Genomic DNA, 18,165 nt, shown 5'->3' on the forward strand with positions numbered 1-18,165 from the left:
TGGTGACGGGCGTCGAGATGTTCAAGAAGCAGCTGGATGAGGGCCGTGCGGGCGACAATGCCGGACTGCTCTTGCGTGGCATCGCGAAGGAAGACGTGGAGCGTGGCATGGTGTTGGCGAAGCCGGGCTCGATCACGCCGCACACCAAGTTCAAGGGTGAGATCTACGTGTTGTCGAAGGAAGAGGGTGGCCGTCATACGCCGTTCTTCAACGGCTACCGTCCGCAGTTCTACTTCCGGACGACGGATGTGACGGGGACGGCGAAGCTGCCGGAGGGCACGGAGATGGTGATGCCGGGCGACAACATCGCCTTGGAGATCGAGCTGCACACCCCGGTGGCGATGGAGAAGGGTCTCAGGTTCGCGATCCGCGAAGGCGGCCGCACCGTCGGCGCTGGCACCATCACCGAGATCTTGAAGTAGGGCAGAGAAACGTGAAAACCCGGCAAAAAGTGCTCCTTGGCGTAGCTTTGGTGCTCTTTTTGCTGGCACCTCTCGCGGCGCATGTGGCTGAAACACGGTACTGGCGTCAAGAGGGGTATCGGGACGATCTATTCGTGAGGGATGGGCGAGCCATGTCCTCCGGCGTGACGGGTGCGTTCTTCGTTGTTCCCGCCGTAGCCTTGGGCATCATTGGAGCGCTGGACGTCGCGGTCGTTAGGATCAGAAAGTCAAGACAGGATCGGTTAGGATAGACAGATGCGTGAAATCGTGACATTGCAGTGCCCGGATTGTAAGGAGCGGAACTACTCGACGACGAAGAACAAGAAGACGACCACCGGTCGGCTCGAGTTCAAGAAGTTCTGTAACCGCTGCCGCAAGCACACGCCGCACAAGGAAACCAAGTAGGACTGGCCGTCCAGGCGATGGCGCCCTTCGGGGCGCAGAGTCTCGGGTCGGGGAGACGGCCTCTTCCGACCCACACCACAGGGGCGTAAGCTCAATGGTTAAACTGTCGGTCTCCAAAACCGAACTTCTCGGTTCGAATCCGAGCGCCCCTGCCAATTGAGAAACAAGCGCGAGCGTACCGGCCTGAAACGGGCAGGAGCCGCATCAGTCGTTGACGTGAGAGAAGGATCGGGATGGCGAAGGCGATAGCAGCAACCAGCGAGCGGACGGAGTCCAAGCAGTCGGGGCAGTCCCCCCAGCCGACGAGCCAGTTGGCCGGCACCTGGGACCGCTCGACCAGCTTCCTGCGCGATGTGCGCAGCGAGATGCGCAAGGTCGTGACGCCATCGCGCGCCGAAGTGCGGTCAACGACAGCGGTGGTGATTGTCACCGTGTTCGCCTTTGCCGCGTATTTCTATGTCATCGACGGGGGCATCGCCTTCGTGATGAAGCATCTGCTGAATTTGCTCGGCGCCGGGCAGTAGGTCGAAGGTGAGAATCAAGCGATGACGGACGAGAACATCCAGAGCAATCTGCCCGAAGGGGAAGTGCCACCCGTGCCGGAAGGCGCAGAGGGCCAGGAGCAGCTTGCGCCCCCGGTCAACGAGCGCTTCAAGTGGTACATCATCCATGCCTACTCCGGCTTTGAGCGGAAGGTGAAGGAATCGCTCGAAGGCCGCGTGCATGCGTTTGGCCTGCAGAACAAGATTGGCCGCGTGATGATCCCGACCGAGCCGGTCACAGAGATCGTCAACGGCAAGAAGCGCACGGTCGAGCGGGTGTTCCTGCCCGGCTACGTGCTGGTCGAGATGGATCTCGACAACGATCTCTGGCACGTCATCAAGAACACGCCGCGCGTCACCGGCTTTCTCGGCACCGGCGACAAGCCGGTCTCGCTGACCGAGCAGGAAGTCAGCTCGATCATCTTCCGCAGCGACGTGTCGAAGGACAAGCCGCGGCTCAAGATCAAGTTCGAGAAGAACGAGTCGGTCCGCATCACCGAAGGGCCGTTCGCGAACTTCAATGGCGTGGTCGACGAGGTCAATGAAGATCGCGAGACGCTCAAGGTGATGGTCACGATCTTCGGCCGCTCGACCCCCGTCGAACTCGAGTTCGGCAAGGTCGAGAAGTCAGTGGAATAGCAGCTTCTAGCTAGCTGTTGCATCGGGAAGCGCGGGCGAGTTCACAGCGCCGCAAATGGTTGGGTTGGAATCGCCCTGGCGAGAAGCCGGGAGCTAGCAGCGAGAAGCTGCTGTTAAGGAAGGTTACAGAGCAATGCCGCCAGTTAAGAAGATCCAGACGCAGGTCAAGCTGCAGATTGAAGCCGGCAAGGCGACCCCCGCGCCGCCGGTCGGGCCCGCGCTCGGCCAGGCGCAGGTCAACATCATGGAGTTCTGCAAGCAGTTCAACGCACGCACGCAGAACAAGGAGATGGCCGGCCTCATCATCCCGGTGGTGATCACGGTCTACGTCGATCGCACCTTCACCTTTGTCACCAAGACTCCGCCGGCCGCGGTGCTGCTCAAAAAGGCAGCCGGGGCCGCCAAGGGTTCGGGCACACCGAACAAGACCGAGGCAGGCACCGTGACCGAGGCCCAGGTACGTGAGATCGCGACCCAGAAGATGCCGGATCTGAACGCCGCTTCGGTCGAGTCGGCGATCAAGAGCATCAAGGGCACGGCCCGCTCGATGGGCATCCGGGTCACGGCGTAACGGATTCCTGCATTTCGATTTTGACAATCTGTCAGACTCGGCGATAATCAAAGACTGCGTGTGAGACTTCTCATGCGTGTCGCATAGACCACGGTTGCACGGCTCGCGGCTTCGGCTGGTGAGTTCAGGGCTTGAGGCCCTGCCGGGTGCGGCGGTGGAAGACGAGGGAACGATGGCAAAGAAGCTGACGAAGAATATGGCGAAGGCGCGCGCCGCTGTGGAGCTCCGGCCCTACAGCTTGGAAGACGCGGTACCGCTCCTCCAGAAGGTCAAATTTGCGAAGTTCGACGAGACCGTCGATCTGACGCTGCGCCTGGGCGTTGACCCAAAGCATGCCGACCAGATGGTGCGTGGCACCGTCGTGCTGCCGCACGGGTTGGGCAAGACGAAGAAGGTCGCGGTCATCACCTCGGGCGATCGCCTGCGCGATGCCGAGGCGGCGGGCGCGGACATCGTCGGTGGCGAAGAGCTGGTCGAGAAGATTCAGAAGGAAAGCTGGACCGACTTCGACGCGCTGATCGCGACGCCGGACATGATGCGTTCGGTCGGCCGTCTGGGCAAGGTGCTCGGACCGCGCGGCCTGATGCCGAATCCGAAGACCGGCACGGTCACGAACGATGTCGCTTCGGCGATTCGCGAGATCAAGGCCGGTAAGGTCGAGTTCCGCACAGACAAGACCGCCCTGGTGCACGTTCCGGTGGGCAAGCTGTCGTTCACGCCCGAGAAGCTGGTCGACAATGCGCGCACCGTTATCACGAGCGTGATGCGCGCGAAGCCGGCCGCTGCGAAGGGCAAGTACGTCAAGGGCATCACGCTGAGCTCGACCATGGGCCCGGGCATCTCGCTCGACAGCGCGGTCGCGGACGCAGCAGCCAAGTAACGAAGAGCAGCTTTCCACCTTCTAGTCCCTGAGCTTTCCGAGCGGAAGGGGCGAATCGCCGCCATGAGCGGATGAGGCTGGGAGCAAGTAGCTGGAAGCTAGAGGCTTGTTATGGCATTGACGAAGCAGAAGAAGGCAGAGAAGGTGACGGCGCTGGCAGCAGAGCTGGAAGGCTCGACCAGTGCGATCGTGGGCACCTTTGCGAAGCTGACCGTGTCCCAGGATTACGCGCTGCGGAAGGTTATCCGCGATGCAGGCGGCAAGTACCGCGTGCTCAAGAACAAGCTGGCCGGCCGCGCAGCCAAGGGCACGCAGGTCGAGGCGGCCCTGCAGGGGCTCAAGGGCGTCTCCTCGGTGGCATATACCTCGGGCGATCCGGTGGCGCTGACCAAGGCGATCTCGACCTGGGTGGGGGAGAACGCCGAGTTCACCTTCAAGCTGGGCATCGTCGACGGCAAGCTCATCAGTGTCGAAGAGATCAAGCAGCTTGCGACCATGCCAGGCAAGGACGAGCTGTTCTCGAAGCTGCTCTTCCTGATCAATGCCCCGGCACAGCGCCTGGCGACAGTGATGGCAGCCGCAGGCCGCGATCTGGCGGTGGTGATTAACCAGGCGGTCGAGCAGAACAAGTTTGCCGGTGGAGCGAGCGCGGCGGCAGCAGCCCCCGAAGCTGCGGCGACAGACGCAGCAGCTCCGGAAGCAGCAACCTCCGAAGCAGCGGCTCCGGCGGCAGCGACGCCGGTCGAGGCTGCATCGGCGGCGACGTCGCAGAACGAGGCGGCGGCCAGCGAGGCGCCGGCCGAAGGCTAAAGGGATTCCGGCCGCAAGGCCGGTGGAGTGTTTCACTTGCTGGTCGCGGGGTGCTGGTCTGGGCACAACGGAAACCGACGGCGGCGGGTTAGCAGGCGGCTCTCGGGAGACTGGGGCGGCATGGCGATCAACAGATAGCGACAACGATTTGGATGACCGGGCAGAGCCTGGTCAGTGGAGAGAGACAATGGCAGACCTGCAGCAGTTGGAAGAGCAGATTGTCGGGCTGAGCCTGCTGGACGCGGCCGCCCTGGTGAAGAAGCTGGAAGAGCGTCTCGGCGTGTCGGCCGCGGCAGCAGCTCCGGTGATGGTGGCGGGTGGCGGCGCGGCCGCGGCGGCTCCGGTCGAAGAGAAGACCGAGTTCACCGTGATCCTCAAGGACGCGGGCGCCAACAAGATCAACACCATCAAGGCTGTACGCGAGGTCACCTCGCTCGGTCTGAAGGAAGCCAAGGACCTGGTGGACGGCGCCCCCAAGCCGCTCAAGGAAAACATCTCGAAGGACGAAGCCGAGACCATCAAGAAGAAGTTCGATGGTGTGGCCGGCATCGAGATCAAGTAAACCCGGGCACGATGGGCAGTTGTCTGGGCGGCAGAGAAATGTCGCCCTAGCAACTTGCTTGCCAAAGCGGAACGCGCTACACTCTGACTTGTGCGTTCCGCTTTGCTGTCCCTTGGTTCCCGTATTGCAGTCTTCCGGGACGGGTGCAGGCAAAGCAACCGGATTTCCCGGCTTGTGAAGCCGGCGCATCTGCATCCTGGCGGCGGGAGTGCAGGGCGATCGTCGTTTCAGCAGGGCTGCTTTCTCGCGGGTGGGTTGGGTCGGCGCAACATAAAGGACATTCTGCTTCTGCCAGGTGCACAAAGAGGTTGTGACGCTCGTGAGACGTTCTGTCTTCACGGGCTTTTGTCATTCCTGGCGTCAGCGTCCCCGTACCCCCGTAAGTCTTCGGCCAGGGAGATTCCCGCCCGCGCTTGACCCCTGACGGCTCCCCGCCTGCTTCAGGGATACCGGCAACCCGCTTGAGACGCCTTCGGGCCTCGGGTAAGTTGCCCGATCGTAGTCACCATCGTGCGCGGCTCAAGCGGCCGGCCCTCTGAGAGGCGGCCGGATTCGCGGACCGAACGCGCCCGATCACACTCTGCCGCTCTTCTGCCAGGCCTGGGCAGAGGAGTGGTCTGCCTCCCTGAACCGGGCCTTGAGGAGTGAAGCATGTCCAGTGAAACCCGCGCCCTTCGCAGCCGCCTCGACTTTTCCAAAATCCCTACCTCCATCCAGATCCCGAACCTGATCGAAGTGCAGCGGCGCAGCTACGAGCGTTTTTTTGCAGATGGACAAGTTGCCCTCCGAGCGTGAGGACAACGGGCTGCAGTCGGTGTTCACCTCTGTCTTCCCGATCACCGATTTCCGCAACATCTCGCAGCTCGACTTTGTGGACTACGCGATCGGCAACTGGGAGTGCAAGTGCGGCCACCTGAAAGGTCTGCATCACCTGCGTACCGCCTGCGTCAACTGCGGTTCGATGGTGATCACCGATCCGTTCCACCCCGGCGATGTGCTCTGCCATCACTGCGGCACCTACAACAAGAACACCCCGGACTTCTGCAACAAGTGCGGTGACCCGGTCGGCCTGCAGTTGAAGTACGACCAGGCAGAGTGCGAAGAGCGCGGCATGACCTACTCGGCCCCGCTCAAGGTCACGGTCCGCCTGACCATCTACGACAAGGACGCCGAAACCGGCGCCAAGACGGTGCGCGACATCAAGGAGCAGGAGGTCTTCTTCGGCGACATTCCGCTGATGAGTCAGAACGGCACCTTTATCGTCAACGGCACCGAGCGCGTCATCGTGTCGCAGCTCCACCGCTCGCCCGGCGTCTTCTTTGAGACGGCGAACGCGCGCACCTACTTCCTCGGCAAGATCATCCCGTACCGCGGGTCGTGGGTGGAGTTCGAGTACGACCAGAAGAACACTCTCTACGTCCGCATCGATCGCAAGCGCAAGTTCCTCGGCACCATCTTCCTGCGCGCCCTCGGCCTGCGTTCGGACGAGGAGATCCTCAAGACCTTCTACACCGTCGACACGATTCAGCTCGAGGGCGGCAAGCTCCACTGGACCGTGAATCAGGATGCGACGAAGACCACGCACCTGCTCGGCGCGAAGCCGGCGCACGCTGTGCTCCATGGCTCGGATGAGATCGCGCACTCCGGCCGCAAGGTCACTGCGTCGATCATGAAGGCGCTGCGCAATGCCAAGATCGAGCGTGTCGAGGTCGAGACGGCTGAACTTGACGGCGCGATGACGGCTGCCGATGTCGTCGACACCACGACCGGCGAAGTGCTGCTCGAGGCGAACCATGAGCTGACGGCCGACAAGCTGCACAAGATCATGGAGTCGGGCGTCACCGAGGTCCAGGTCTTCTTCCCCGAGCGTGACGAGGTGGGCAACATCATCACCAACACGCTGCGGCGCGACTCCGTGCGCAAGCCGGAAGAGGCGCTGATCGAGATCTACCGCAAGCTGCGTCCGGGCGATCCGCCAACGCTCGACACGGCGACGGCTCTGTTCGAAGGCATGTTCTTCGATCCGCGCAAGTACGACTTCTCGCGCGTGGGCCGGCTCAAGTTCAACATCAAGCTCTACGAGAACCAGGACGCGACGCCGCTCGATCACCGCACGCTGACCCCGGCAGATTTCTACGCCACGATCACGTACCTGCTCAAGCTGCGCCGCAACATCGGTCTGGTCGATGACATCGATCACCTTGGCAACCGCCGCGTCCGCGCGGTCGGTGAGCTGATGGAGAACCAGTTCCGCATCGGCCTGGTCCGCATGGAACGCGCCATCAAGGAAAAGATGAGCGTGTACCAGGAGATGTCGACGGCGATGCCGCACGACCTCATCAATGCCAAGCCTGTGATGGCTGCGATTCGCGAGTTCTTCGGCTCTTCGCAGCTCTCGCAGTTCATGGATCAGACCAACCCGCTGTCCGAGATCACGCACAAGCGGCGTCTCTCGGCCCTTGGGCCCGGCGGTCTGTCGCGTGAGCGTGCCGGCTTCGAGGTGCGCGACGTGCACCCGACGCACTACGGCCGCATCTGCCCGATCGAGACGCCGGAAGGTCCGAACATCGGCCTGATCAGCTCGCTGTCGTGCTTTGCGCGGATCAACGAATACGGCTTCATCGAGTCGCCCTACCGCCGCGTCCGTGACGGCCAGCTGCTCGACTTCGTGCAGGTGGTGAATGCGGGCGAGAGCGGCATGCGCGTCGGCGACACCATCGAAAAGGCTGAGGCGCACAAGCTGAACGCGCGCCTCAAGAAGGAAGGCAAGCGGCAGATCGATGTTGATCCGTTCTCCTTCTATCTCTCGGCCTGGGAAGAGGACCGTCACACCATCGCACAGGCAAACGTCGAGCTCGATGCAGAAGGTCGCATCCTCGAAGACCTGGTCAACGCGCGTCGTGCCGGCAACTTCGTGCTGGTGAATCGCGCCGAGGTCGACTATGTCGACGTCAGCCCGAAGCAGCTCGTCTCCGTGGCCGCCTCGCTCGTGCCGTTCCTCGAGCATGACGATGCGAACCGCGCACTGATGGGCGCCAACATGCAGCGCCAGTCCGTGCCGCTGCTCGTCGCCGAGGCTCCCTTTGTGGGCACCGGCATGGAAGGCGTGACTGCGCGCGACTCCGGCGCCGTCATCCTGGCCAAGCGCAATGGGGTGATCGATTCGGTCGACTCCGAGCGCATCATCGTTCGCGTCGAGGGTGAGCACCACCCGACGCAGATGTCGCGCGAGGTGGGATCGGACATCTACCAGCTCACGAAGTTCAAGCGCTCGAACCAGAACACCTGCATCAACCAGAAGCCGATCGTGCGCCATGGCGACCGCGTGCTGAAGGGGCAGGTGATCGCCGACGGTCCGTGCACGGAGCAGGGCGAGCTCGCACTCGGCCGCAACGTGCTCGTGGCCTTCATGCCCTGGCGCGGGTACAACTTCGAGGACGCGATCCTGATCTCGGAGAAGCTGGTCCGGGAGGACTACTACACCTCGATCCACATCGAGGAGTTTGAGATCGAGGCGCGCGACACCAAGCTCGGGCCGGAAGAGATCACGCGCGACATTCCGAACGTCTCGGAATCGGCGCTGCGCGATCTGGACGAGAGCGGCATCATCCGCATCGGCGCGAAGATCAAGCACAACGACATCCTCGTCGGTAAGGTCACGCCGAAGGGCGAGACCCAGCTGACGCCGGAAGAGAAGCTGCTGCGTGCGATCTTCGGTGAAAAGGCCGGCGATGTGCGCGATGCTTCGCTCACCTGCCCTCCGGGTATCGAAGGCACGGTGGTCGACGTCCGCATCTTCTCCCGCAAGGGCCAGGAGAAGGACGAGCGCGCCAAGCAGATCGAAGCCGAGCAGATTGAGAAGCTCGAGAAGAACCTCGCCGATGAGATCCGCATTCTCACCGACGAGCGTTTGAAGCGTCTCGAGTCGATCCTGGGCGGCAAGGAAGTGCTGGCCGACCTCCACGACGAGCGCACCAACAAGCGCCTCGTCACCAAGGGCGCGATGATCGATCGCGAGACGATCGAGCTGATTTCGACCCGCAACCTGAAGCGCATCCGCTTTGCCGACAAGGATCCGCGGGTGAATGAGCAGATCGACGAGATCGAGGAGATGACCTCGCGTCAGATCGATGTGCTACGCAAGATCACCAACGACAAAATCTCGAAGCTGCAAAAGGGCGACGAACTGGCGCCGGGCGTGATCAAGCTGGTCAAGATCTACATCGCGATGAAGCGCAAGCTCTCCGTCGGTGACAAGATGGCCGGCCGTCACGGCAACAAGGGCGTGATCGCGCGCATTCTTCCTGAGGAAGACATGCCGTATCTGCCCGACGGGCAGCCGGTCGAGATCGTGCTCAACCCGCTCGGTGTGCCCTCCCGTATGAACGTAGGCCAGGTGCTCGAAACGCACCTGGGCTGGGCGGCGCACAAGCTGGGCGAGCAGGTCGCGGCTCTGGTCAAGCAGTCGCAGGATGCCAACGAAGTGCGCAAGATGGTCGAAGAGCGCTTCAAGAACACGGCTGTCCGCAAGCTGTTGCTCGACCTCGACGATCAGCAGTTGATGCGTGTCGCAGCCGGCATGCAGCGGGGCATCTGGTTCGGCACCGCGGTGTTCGACGGCGCGCGCGAGACGGAGATCAAGGCACTGCTCGAGTCTGCAGGGCTGCCGACCTCCGGCAAGACGCCGCTGTTTGACGGCATGACCGGTGAAGAGTTCGAACAGCCGGCCACCGTGGGCTACATCTACATGCTCAAGCTGTCGCACCTGGTCGACGACAAGATCCACGCGCGTTCGATCGGACCGTACTCGCTCATCACCCAGCAGCCGCTGGGCGGCAAGGCGCAGTTCGGCGGACAGCGCTTCGGCGAGATGGAAGTGTGGGCGCTCGAAGCGTATGGCGCCGCCTACATCCTGCAGGAGCTGCTCACCGCGAAGTCCGATGACGTCTATGGCCGCACCAAGATCTACGAGGCCATCGTCAAGGGCGAGGCAGCGATCGAGCCGGGCGTGCCCGAGTCGTTCAACGTGCTCATCCGCGAGCTGCAGGCGCTCTGCCTCGATGTCGAGCTGGTCAAGGTCAAGGGCGGCGCGGACAAGAAGCACGAGCCGATCCCGCAGCTCGCAGCAGCCGATTAGTGCAGTGCCGCCGGTCCTCGCTTTCAACGGCGACGACCGGCGGCCCAACGCACCAGAACAGCTTAGTTTTTCGCGGCGCAGCGCAACGCGTCGCAGTGACAGATGGAAGTAACCGCGGCAGTGGCTAGAAGCTCGGAGCTAGAGGCTAGTAGCTGCTTTCCGCACTGGAGGACGTCTTGTACCGTTCCAGCCCGTTCGAACTGACCAGCCCGATCACCGATTTCGATTCGATCAAGATCTCGCTCGCGAGCCCGGAGAAAATTCGCTCCTGGTCGCATGGCGAGGTCACCAAGCCTGAGACCATCAACTACCGCACCTTCAAGCCGGAGCGGGACGGGCTGTTCTGCGCCCGCATCTTCGGACCCGTTACCGACTGGGAGTGCCTCTGCGGCAAGTACAAGCGCATGAAGCACCGCGGCGTCATCTGCGACAAGTGCGGCGTTGAAGTCACCGTCACCAAGGTCCGGCGTGAGCGCCTGGGCCACATCGAGCTGGCCTCGCCCTGCTCGCATGTGTGGTTCTTCAAGGGCCTGCCCTCGCGTATCGGCCACCTGCTCGACATCTCGCTGCGCGATCTCGAGAGCGTGCTCTACTTCGAGTCCTACGTCGTCGTCGATCCGGGTGACGCGCCCGTCAAGGAGCGCGACATCATCAAGGACGAGAACCAGTTCCGCGAACTCGACCAGCAGTACCGCCCCTCCGGCTTCAAGGGCATGATGGGCGCCGAGGCGATCAAGGAGCTGCTCAAGCGCGTCAACGTTGACGAAATCTCGATCGAGCTGCGCGAGCGCATGAAGATCGAGACCTCGCTGCAGAAGCGCCTGAAGTACGCGAAGCGGCTCAAGGTCGTCGAGGCGTTCCGCAAGTCGGGCAACAAGCCGCAGTGGATGATCCTGGACGTGATCCCGGTGATCCCGCCTGAGCTGCGCCCGTTGGTGCCACTCGACGGCGGCCGCTTCGCCACGTCCGATCTGAACGATCTGTATCGCCGCGTCATCAACCGCAACAACCGCCTCAAGAAGCTCATGGACCTCCATGCGCCTGAGGTGATTGTGCGCAACGAAAAGCGCATGCTGCAGGAGGCCGTCGACGCGCTGTTCGACAACGGCCGCCGTGGCCGCGTGCTGCGCGGTGCAAACAACCGTCCGCTCAAGTCGCTCTCTGACACGCTCAAGGGCAAGCAGGGCCGCTTCCGTCAGAACCTGCTCGGCAAGCGCGTCGACTACTCCGGCCGTTCGGTCATCGTGGTCGGCCCCGAGCTGAAGCTGCACCAGTGCGGCCTGCCGAAGAAGATGGCGCTCGAACTGTTCAAGCCGTTCATCTATCACCGGCTCGAGCAGACCGGGCAGTGCGACACCATCAAGCAGGCCAAGGAAATGGTCGAGCTGCAGAAGCCCATCGTGTGGGACATCCTTGAAGAAGTCATCAAGGACCACCCGGTGCTGCTGAACCGCGCACCAACGCTCCACCGCCTCGGCATCCAGGCGTTTGAGCCGGTGCTCGTCGAAGGCAAGGCTATCAAGATTCACCCGCTCGTCTGCACCGCCTTCAACGCCGACTTCGACGGCGACCAGATGGCCGTGCACATTCCGCTGTCGCCTGAGGCGCAGGTCGAAGCCAGTGTGCTCATGCTGGCCTCGCACAACATCCTGTCGCCCGCATCGGGTCAGCCGATCACCGTGCCGACGCAGGACATGGTGCTCGGTCTCTACTACCTGACCAAGGCGAAGAAGGGTGGTCGCGGTGAGGGCCGTGCCTTCGCCAACATCGAAGAAGTCCTGATGGCGCTCGAAGCCAAGGAAGTCGAGACGCTGACGCCGATCCGTCTGCGCTACACCGGCCCGGTGCTCGACATGACCACGGCCTACGACGATCAGGACCTCACGCACACCGAGCCGGTCGAGTACGACAAGCAATTCATCTCGACCACGGTCGGCCGCGCCATCCTGAACGACGCTCTGCCGGAAGGCATGCCGTACGTCAATGGCCTGCTGAAGAAGAAGGGCATCGGCCAGCTGGTCAACTACTGCTACCTGAACCTCGGTCTCGAGGTGACGGTGAAGACGCTCGATCGCGTCAAGGAGCTCGGCTTCCAGTACGCGACACGCTCCGGTCTGTCCGTCGGTCTCGACGACATGGTCATCCCTGATTCCAAGGGGCCGACCGTGCGCGATGCAGAGCGGCAGGCAGTGGCGGTCCAGCAGCAGTACCTGGACGGCGCCATCACCAACGGCGAGCGCAACAACAAGGTCATCCAGATCTGGTCAGCGGTCACCGAAAAGGTCGCCGATGAGATGTTCGACAACATGAAGTCCGCCGACAAGGCGGGCGCCATGAACCCGATCTACATCATGGCCGACTCCGGCGCTCGCGGATCGAAACAGCAGATCCGTCAGCTCTCCGGCATGCGCGGTCTGATGGCGAAGCCGTCGGGCGAGATCATCGAAACGCCCATCAAGGCGAACTTCCGCGAAGGTCTCACCGTGCTCGAGTACTTCATCTCGACCCACGGCGCCCGCAAGGGTCTGGCCGACACGGCGCTCAAGACGGCGGACTCTGGCTACCTCACGCGTCGCCTCGTCGACGTGGCGCAGGACGTCATCGTCTCCGAGCCGGACTGCGGCACGGCGGAAGGCATCTACGTGATGCCGATCGTCGAATCGGGCGAGATCATCGAGCCGCTGCGCGACCGCATCATCGGCCGCGTCTCGCTCGAGAAGATCAAGGACTACGAGGGCAAGACCATCGTCGAAGTGAACCAGGAGATCGACGAGGACCTCGCGTCCGCCATCCAGGCCGCGGGCATCGAGCGGGTGAAGATTCGCTCCGTGCTCACCTGCGAGTCCAAGCGCGGCGTGTGCGTACGCTGCTACGGCCGCAACCTGGCCTCTGGCCGCACGGTCGAGCTCGGTGAGGCTGTCGGCGTCATCGCCGCGCAGTCCATCGGCGAGCCGGGCACGCAGCTCACCATGCGTACCTTCCACATCGGCGGCACGGCCTCCCGCGTCTCCGAGCAGTCGCACCTCGATGCCAAGAACCCCGGCATCGTGCGCTTGATCAACCTGACCACCGTGCGCTCTAAGGCCGGTGATCTGGTCGCGATGAACCGCTCCGGCGCAATCGCTGTGGTGGACGAGCGTGGCCGCGAGAAGGAGCGCTACCAGATCGTCTACGGCGCGAAGCTCAAGGTCGAAGACGGCGCACAGGTCGCTCTCGGGCAGTCGCTGGCAGAGTGGGATCCTTACACCTTCGCCATCCTCACCGAGATCGGCGGCACGGTGCAGTTCAAGGACCTGCAGGAAGGCATCACGCTCAACGAAGAGGTGGACGAGGTCACTGGTCTCTCCCGCCTGGTCGTGGCCGATGCACCGGATGAGAAGCGTCAGCCGGCTGTCATCATCAAGGGCGCCAAGGGAACCAAGCGTTACCTCATGCCCAGCCGCGCACACTTGATGATCCAGGACGGCGACGAGGTCTTCCCGGGCGACATCCTGGCCAAGATCCCGCGTGAGACCACCCGCACCAAGGACATCACCGGCGGTCTGCCGCGCGTCGTCGAACTGTTCGAAGCGCGTAAGCCGCGCGAGACTGCCATCATCAGCGAGATCGATGGTGTGGTCCGCTTCGGTGAAGTCAGCAAGGGTCAGCGCAAGATCTACGTGGCCGCAGAAAACGGTGAGGAGAAGGAATACTCCGTACCGCGCGGCGTTCACGTCAACGTGCAGGAAGGCGAGCGTCTGAAAGCGGGCGAACCGTTGATGGATGGTCCGCTCAACCCGCACGACATCCTTGCGGTGCTCGGCGAGAAGGAGCTGCAGGCGTACCTGGTGAACGAAATCCAGGAAGTCTACCGTCTGCAGGGCGTCACCATCTCGGACAAGCACATCGAAACCATCGTCCGGCAGATGCTCCGCTGGGTGAAGGTCGAAGAGGTCGGCGACACCAACTTCCTGCTCGAGCAGCAGGTGGATCGCTTCCGCTTCCGGCTGGAGAACGAGCGCGTGATGACCGAAGGGGGCCGCCCTGCTGTGGGCCGTCCGCTGCTGCTCGGTATCACCAAGGCTTCGCTCTCGACCGACTCCTTCATCTCCGCTGCATCCTTCCAGGAGACCACGCGCGTCCTCACCGAGGCATCGATCAACGGTGCCATCGACGGACTCCGCGGCCTCAAGGAAAACGTCATCGTCGGCCGCCTGATTCCGGCCGGCACCGGCATGGAGTTCTACCGCAACATCCAGCTCTCGCCCGAACTCGAAGAGGCAGCGCAGCGCGTCCAGGAAGAAGTCACGGCCGCGCACGAAGCCGAGGAGCGCGAGCTCGAATTGATGCGGCAGGAAGGCGAAGCCGAAGAGCTGGCGGCCGAATAAGGCCCCCTTGCTCCTCAACAACCGCTCATCCAAAGGAGCGAGCCATTCCGGCTCGCTCCTTTCTTTTTTGCTGGAGCTATTCACCAGCCGACCCTGCCATCGAGATACCCGCGCCCGGTCTTCCGTTGGTTCATCCGCGCTCCGCAAGGCAAACGACAGTTCACCGGACGCTCTAGCCGGACTCCTTGCGGTTCCGCTAGACTCTCTGGACAGACCCGCGCACGCCTCCTGGAGAGACAGCCATATCGAACATGCGCAACACCAGAATTGAGCAGCTCTCCCCGCGGGTGACGGTTTCCGCTCGGCAGCGGATTCGCCCTTACCTCCAGTTAATGCGACTGGACCACTCCCTCAAGCAGGTCTTTGTTCTCCCGGGCATCGTCCTGGCAGCCATGATGAGTTCGGCCGTTCTGACCCCGTCGCTTTGGGGCCATTGCATCCTCGGCCTGATCTCCATCACTCTCGTGGCCAGCAGCAACTACGTGCTGAACGAGGTACTCGACGCCCCCACGGATCGCATGCACCCCACGAAGCGGCTTCGCCCCGCCGCGTGCGGTGACGTCAATGAGGTACTCGCCTACCAGCTTTGGCTGGCGCTCGGTGGTATGGGCTTGTTCCTGGCCCATCGTGTGTCGACGGGCCTGTTTGTCTGCTGCCTTTGCTTGTGGATCATGGGCTGCCTGTACAACATTCCACCCGTCCGGACGAAAGACGTACCTTACCTCGACGTCACATCAGAAGCGCTGAACAACCCAATTCGTTTCTGCGCCGGCTGGTACATGATCACGTCCGTCGTGGTTCCGCCGGTGTCGGTGCTGATCACGTACTGGCTCCTGGGCGCCTACTTCATGGCGCTGAAGCGGTTCAGTGAATATCGGCAGATCGGCCCCGAGTGCGCCGGGTTCTACCGTCGATCCTTCATGTATTACTCGGAGCGGAGTCTACTGAACTCCGTCGTCTTCTACGCTGCGAGTTCCATGCTCTTCTTCGGCGCGTTCATCATGCGGTACAAGCTCGAGCTGGTGCTCGCCTTCCCGGTTATCGCGCTGCTCATGGCGGTCTACTTCAATCTTGCGTTCAAGCCGGATAGTCCCGTGCAGAACCCCGAGCGATTGATCACGGAGACCCGCTTGATGCTTCTCTTCGGACTTTGCATCGTGCTCTCGGGCATACTCCTCTTCGCGCACATACCGCTCCTGTCGGAAATGTTCGCCAAGTCTGTTTCGAAGTAGGTCAATCGTCCGTGAGTAGCATCAGCCGCCGAGTCGAACGCCTGCCCGTTCGCATCGTCCTCCTCGTTCTCCTCAGCCTGGTAATGGTCGCCGTGCAGGGCTACCACTTCGGCACGGATGACGGCGCCATCTACATCCCTGCAGTCGAGCATGTCGCTCACCCGCAGCTCTTTCCCTTCGGGCAGATGTTCTTCCTGCTGCACGCGCACATGTCGGTCTTCTCACCGGTTGTGGGGGGAACAGCGCGGCTGCTGCACGCCTCCGTCGACTGGACGGTGCTCGCCTATCACCTGCTCGGCGTCTTCCTGCTGATCCTCGCTGCGGACCGGCTCGCCGCTGTCTGCTTCACCACGCAGCGCGCGCGCTGGGGCGGCACATTGCTGCTCGCCTCCGTGCTGCCGACGCAGGTCGCCGGCACGGCACTGCCCATCATGGACGCGTATCTCACGGCGCGCTCGCTCTCGACACCGCTCACCGTGCTCGCGATTGCAGCCTTTCTGGCGGACAAGCGGTGGTCTGCCGCTGCGCTGCTGCTTGCGACCGCGCTGGTTCATCCACAGATGGCCATGTACGGGCTCGGGTTGGTGATCCTGCTGTCGTTGCCGCGGTTCGGATCGTCGCTCGCCGCACGTCCATCGCCCGAGAGCGCGCTCGCCGCCGCGCTGCCGTCCGGATTTCATCTCGGCGCAGCGCAGGATCCCTACCGCGAGACGCTCTACGCGCGCAGCTTTTTCTTTGCGTGGTCCTGGCCCTGGTACGACTGGGTCGGCGCGATCATGCCGGTGCTCCTGCTGGTGGCGATCGGTCGCCTGCGTCGCCCATTCATCACTCCGGTCGTCAAGAGGCTGTGTCGTGCCCTTGTCATCCTCGCGCTGCTCTCGACTGCGGTCTTCCTCCTCTTCAGCGCGAGTCCGGTCTTCGACTACTTCGTGCGCCTGCAACCTATGCGCTCGTTCCACCTGATCTACATCGTCATGTTCGTACTGCTCGGCGGCCTCGCCGGCGAGTTTCTGCTGCGGTCGAGTGTGTGGCGCTGGCTTGTCCTGTTCGGCGCAATCAACGTCGGCATGTATGTCCTCGACCGCTCGTTGTACCCGGCGAGCGAGCACCTCGAGCTGCCCGGCCGCGCCACCACCAACCCGTGGGTGCAGGCCTTCCGCTGGACGCGCGAACACACGCCAGAAGATGCCGTCTTCGCGCTGCCGCCGCGCTATCTCTGGCTGCCTGCAGAGGACACGCATGGTTTCCGCGCACTCGCGCGACGCAGCATGCTGGCAGACTGGGTCAAGGACAGCGGCGTCGCGTCCGTGTTCCCCCAGGCCGCACCCGAGTGGGCTCGTGAGCAGCAACTCACTCATGGGTGGGAGAGTTGGACAGCGCCGCAGTTCGCCTCGCTCGCGACACGCAGCCCCGTGACGTGGGTGGTCGTCGAACGACGGCAGCAGCCGGGCCTCGACTGCCCCTACGCGAACACCGCCGTCGCCGTGTGCCGACTCACCCAGCCACGCTAACGAGAGATTTGACTAGTCGGCGCGACGGCGATAGGTACGGCGCTCGCGCATCCGGCGCGCGCGCTTCTTGGTGCCGTAGTGCTTGCGCACGCGGTCGCCCGCGTAGCCGGCACCCGCGCCAGCACCAGCACCGATCAGCGCTCCCTTGCCGCCGCCGGCGAGCCCGCCGATCAGTGCACCGGCCGCCGCCGTGCCGCCGATCGTCTTCGCCGTGTTGTGGTGACGCTTGTCATAGGCATTCTGCTCAGCGCGCGCGCGTTCATCCGCGGTCTGTGCGTGAATCATGCCGGGTGTGCCGGCCAGCATGGTCGCGGCCAGAAGGGCGCCGCACAGCTTGCTTCCGATCTTCGTTCCCACTGCGGTTCCCATTGCGTTCATCGGGTCTCCTCCACGGAATCAGTGCGCGTCTACGACTGTTTCAGCCAGCGCGCAGAGGTAAGATGCAGGTCTAGGCTGCGCGTCGCCGGCATTTTTGGACCTGGAATTCAGTAACTTGCCAGCGATCCAGGGAGTCTCATGCGTATCGGTGGTCGAGGAGGAAGTCAGATGGTGAAGGCAACGACTGCAGTCCGGAGTGCGTTGAGCAAGGCGGCTGTACTTGCCGGGGTCCTGACTGTCGCTGCATCCGCTTTGGCGCAGGGCGGTGGCCGGGTGATCTATCCCGATCCGTCATTGGCGAAGGCGCAGTTGCACCAGGCGCTCGTTCGCGCGAAGGCCGAGCACAAGAATGTGATCGTCGACTTCGGTGGCAACTGGTGCGGTGACTGCCAGGTGCTCGATATCTACTTCCACGAGCCCGCGAACGCCGATCTGCTGGCGAAGAACTTCGAACTGGTCGATGTCAACATCGGCCGCTATGACGTGAATCGCGATCTCGCCGATCAGTACGGTATCCCGCTCCAGAAGGGCGTGCCCGCGCTCGTCATCCTCTCGCCGACCGGCAAAGTGCTCTACGCGCAGACGCATGGCGAGTTTGAGAAGATGCGCTCGCTCCAGTCTGGTGACGTGACCACGTTCCTCAATCAGTGGAAGCCGACGCGCGGCACACGCTGATCAGACAAAAAAA

Annotated in this window: 15 protein-coding genes and 1 tRNA gene; 15 read left to right on the forward strand and 1 reads right to left on the reverse strand. The window is 62.9% G+C overall.

Translation table 11 applies throughout. The features are described from left to right. The 14 genes from AC5IJH_RS14745 to AC5IJH_RS14810 all read left to right on the forward strand — a co-directional run. Positions 1 to 422: EF-Tu C-terminal domain-related protein (locus tag AC5IJH_RS14745; RefSeq protein ID WP_491903591.1), on the forward strand; the 422-nt coding region annotated here is incomplete at its 5' end. A 276-nt stretch (positions 423 to 698) separates the two neighbouring features. Continuing rightward, complete coding sequence (gene rpmG / locus AC5IJH_RS14750; RefSeq protein WP_491903592.1) at positions 699 to 848, forward strand: 50S ribosomal protein L33; 150 nt, start codon at positions 699 to 701, stop codon at positions 846 to 848. A 79-nt stretch (positions 849 to 927) separates the two neighbouring features. Beyond that, a tRNA-Trp gene (locus AC5IJH_RS14755) sits at positions 928 to 1,003 on the forward strand. Between the two features lie 78 nt (positions 1,004 to 1,081). Further along, the gene (gene secE, locus AC5IJH_RS14760) at positions 1,082 to 1,372 is read left to right on the forward strand and encodes a preprotein translocase subunit SecE (protein ID WP_491903593.1); all 291 of its coding nucleotides are present in this window, start codon (positions 1,082 to 1,084) and stop codon (positions 1,370 to 1,372) included. Positions 1,373 to 1,393: 21 nt separating this feature from the next. Next, positions 1,394 to 2,029: a transcription termination/antitermination protein NusG gene (gene nusG / locus AC5IJH_RS14765; RefSeq protein ID WP_491903594.1), complete on the forward strand. Its 636-nt coding sequence runs from the start codon at positions 1,394 to 1,396 to the stop codon at positions 2,027 to 2,029. Positions 2,030 to 2,162: 133 nt separating this feature from the next. Then, on the forward strand, positions 2,163 to 2,600 hold the full coding sequence (gene rplK / locus AC5IJH_RS14770) for a 50S ribosomal protein L11 (protein WP_491903595.1): 438 nt from the start codon (positions 2,163 to 2,165) through the stop codon (positions 2,598 to 2,600). Between the two features lie 172 nt (positions 2,601 to 2,772). Beyond that, positions 2,773 to 3,480: a 50S ribosomal protein L1 gene (gene rplA, locus AC5IJH_RS14775; protein WP_491903620.1), complete on the forward strand. Its 708-nt coding sequence runs from the start codon at positions 2,773 to 2,775 to the stop codon at positions 3,478 to 3,480. A 111-nt stretch (positions 3,481 to 3,591) separates the two neighbouring features. Then, positions 3,592 to 4,290: a 50S ribosomal protein L10 gene (rplJ, locus tag AC5IJH_RS14780; RefSeq protein ID WP_491903596.1), complete on the forward strand. Its 699-nt coding sequence runs from the start codon at positions 3,592 to 3,594 to the stop codon at positions 4,288 to 4,290. Positions 4,291 to 4,477: 187 nt separating this feature from the next. Then, positions 4,478 to 4,852, forward strand: a complete 375-nt coding sequence (gene rplL, locus AC5IJH_RS14785) for a 50S ribosomal protein L7/L12 (RefSeq protein WP_491903597.1) — start codon at positions 4,478 to 4,480, stop codon at positions 4,850 to 4,852. Positions 4,853 to 5,503: 651 nt separating this feature from the next. Next, a complete protein-coding gene (locus tag AC5IJH_RS14790; RefSeq protein WP_491903598.1) occupies positions 5,504 to 5,647 on the forward strand; it encodes a hypothetical protein in 144 nt (47 codons plus the stop codon). After that, positions 5,622 to 9,989: a DNA-directed RNA polymerase subunit beta gene (gene rpoB, locus AC5IJH_RS14795; RefSeq protein WP_491903599.1), complete on the forward strand. Its 4,368-nt coding sequence runs from the start codon at positions 5,622 to 5,624 to the stop codon at positions 9,987 to 9,989. Before AC5IJH_RS14790 ends, rpoB begins: the two co-directional genes overlap by 26 nt. A 176-nt stretch (positions 9,990 to 10,165) precedes the next feature. Beyond that, positions 10,166 to 14,356: a DNA-directed RNA polymerase subunit beta' gene (gene rpoC, locus AC5IJH_RS14800; RefSeq protein ID WP_491903600.1), complete on the forward strand. Its 4,191-nt coding sequence runs from the start codon at positions 10,166 to 10,168 to the stop codon at positions 14,354 to 14,356. A gap of 251 nt (positions 14,357 to 14,607) precedes the next feature. Further along, positions 14,608 to 15,588: a UbiA family prenyltransferase gene (locus AC5IJH_RS14805; RefSeq protein WP_491903601.1), complete on the forward strand. Its 981-nt coding sequence runs from the start codon at positions 14,608 to 14,610 to the stop codon at positions 15,586 to 15,588. Positions 15,589 to 15,599: 11 nt separating this feature from the next. Beyond that, positions 15,600 to 17,099, forward strand: coding sequence for a DUF6798 domain-containing protein (locus AC5IJH_RS14810; protein ID WP_491903602.1), 1,500 nt, complete (start codon positions 15,600 to 15,602; stop codon positions 17,097 to 17,099). A gap of 12 nt (positions 17,100 to 17,111) precedes the next feature. On the opposite strand, the gene AC5IJH_RS14815 is transcribed toward AC5IJH_RS14810, so the two are convergent. Continuing rightward, entirely contained in the window at positions 17,112 to 17,477 is a 366-nt protein-coding gene (locus AC5IJH_RS14815; protein ID WP_491903603.1) for a hypothetical protein, read from the reverse strand. A 168-nt stretch (positions 17,478 to 17,645) separates the two neighbouring features. Between AC5IJH_RS14815 and AC5IJH_RS14820 the strand changes: the two genes are divergently transcribed. After that, positions 17,646 to 18,152, forward strand: coding sequence for a thioredoxin family protein (locus AC5IJH_RS14820; protein WP_491903604.1), 507 nt, complete (start codon positions 17,646 to 17,648; stop codon positions 18,150 to 18,152). The last annotated feature ends 13 nt before the right edge of the window (positions 18,153 to 18,165 follow it).

Origin of the sequence: Candidatus Dedyshia acidiphila (assembly GCF_051025295.1) — a bacterium.
Taxonomy (GTDB): Bacteria; Acidobacteriota; Terriglobia; order Terriglobales; family Acidobacteriaceae; genus KBS-83.

What these genes read in the sequence shown, in the direction of transcription:
- rplL (WP_491903597.1), top strand. Translation starts at nt 4,478, where the DNA reads ATGGCAGACCTGCAGCAGTTGGAAGAGCAGATTGTCGGGCTGAGCCTG.
- secE (WP_491903593.1), top strand. Translation starts at nt 1,082, where the DNA reads ATGGCGAAGGCGATAGCAGCAACCAGCGAGCGGACGGAGTCCAAGCAG.
- AC5IJH_RS14805 (WP_491903601.1), top strand. Translation starts at nt 14,608, where the DNA reads ATGCGCAACACCAGAATTGAGCAGCTCTCCCCGCGGGTGACGGTTTCC.
- nusG (WP_491903594.1), top strand. Translation starts at nt 1,394, where the DNA reads ATGACGGACGAGAACATCCAGAGCAATCTGCCCGAAGGGGAAGTGCCA.
- rplJ (WP_491903596.1), top strand. Translation starts at nt 3,592, where the DNA reads ATGGCATTGACGAAGCAGAAGAAGGCAGAGAAGGTGACGGCGCTGGCA.
- rplA (WP_491903620.1), top strand. Translation starts at nt 2,773, where the DNA reads ATGGCAAAGAAGCTGACGAAGAATATGGCGAAGGCGCGCGCCGCTGTG.
- AC5IJH_RS14790 (WP_491903598.1), top strand. Translation starts at nt 5,504, where the DNA reads ATGTCCAGTGAAACCCGCGCCCTTCGCAGCCGCCTCGACTTTTCCAAA.
- AC5IJH_RS14815 (WP_491903603.1), bottom strand. Translation starts at nt 17,477, where the DNA reads ATGAACGCAATGGGAACCGCAGTGGGAACGAAGATCGGAAGCAAGCTG.
- rpmG (WP_491903592.1), top strand. Translation starts at nt 699, where the DNA reads ATGCGTGAAATCGTGACATTGCAGTGCCCGGATTGTAAGGAGCGGAAC.
- rpoB (WP_491903599.1), top strand. Translation starts at nt 5,622, where the DNA reads ATGGACAAGTTGCCCTCCGAGCGTGAGGACAACGGGCTGCAGTCGGTG.
- rplK (WP_491903595.1), top strand. Translation starts at nt 2,163, where the DNA reads ATGCCGCCAGTTAAGAAGATCCAGACGCAGGTCAAGCTGCAGATTGAA.
- AC5IJH_RS14820 (WP_491903604.1), top strand. Translation starts at nt 17,646, where the DNA reads ATGGTGAAGGCAACGACTGCAGTCCGGAGTGCGTTGAGCAAGGCGGCT.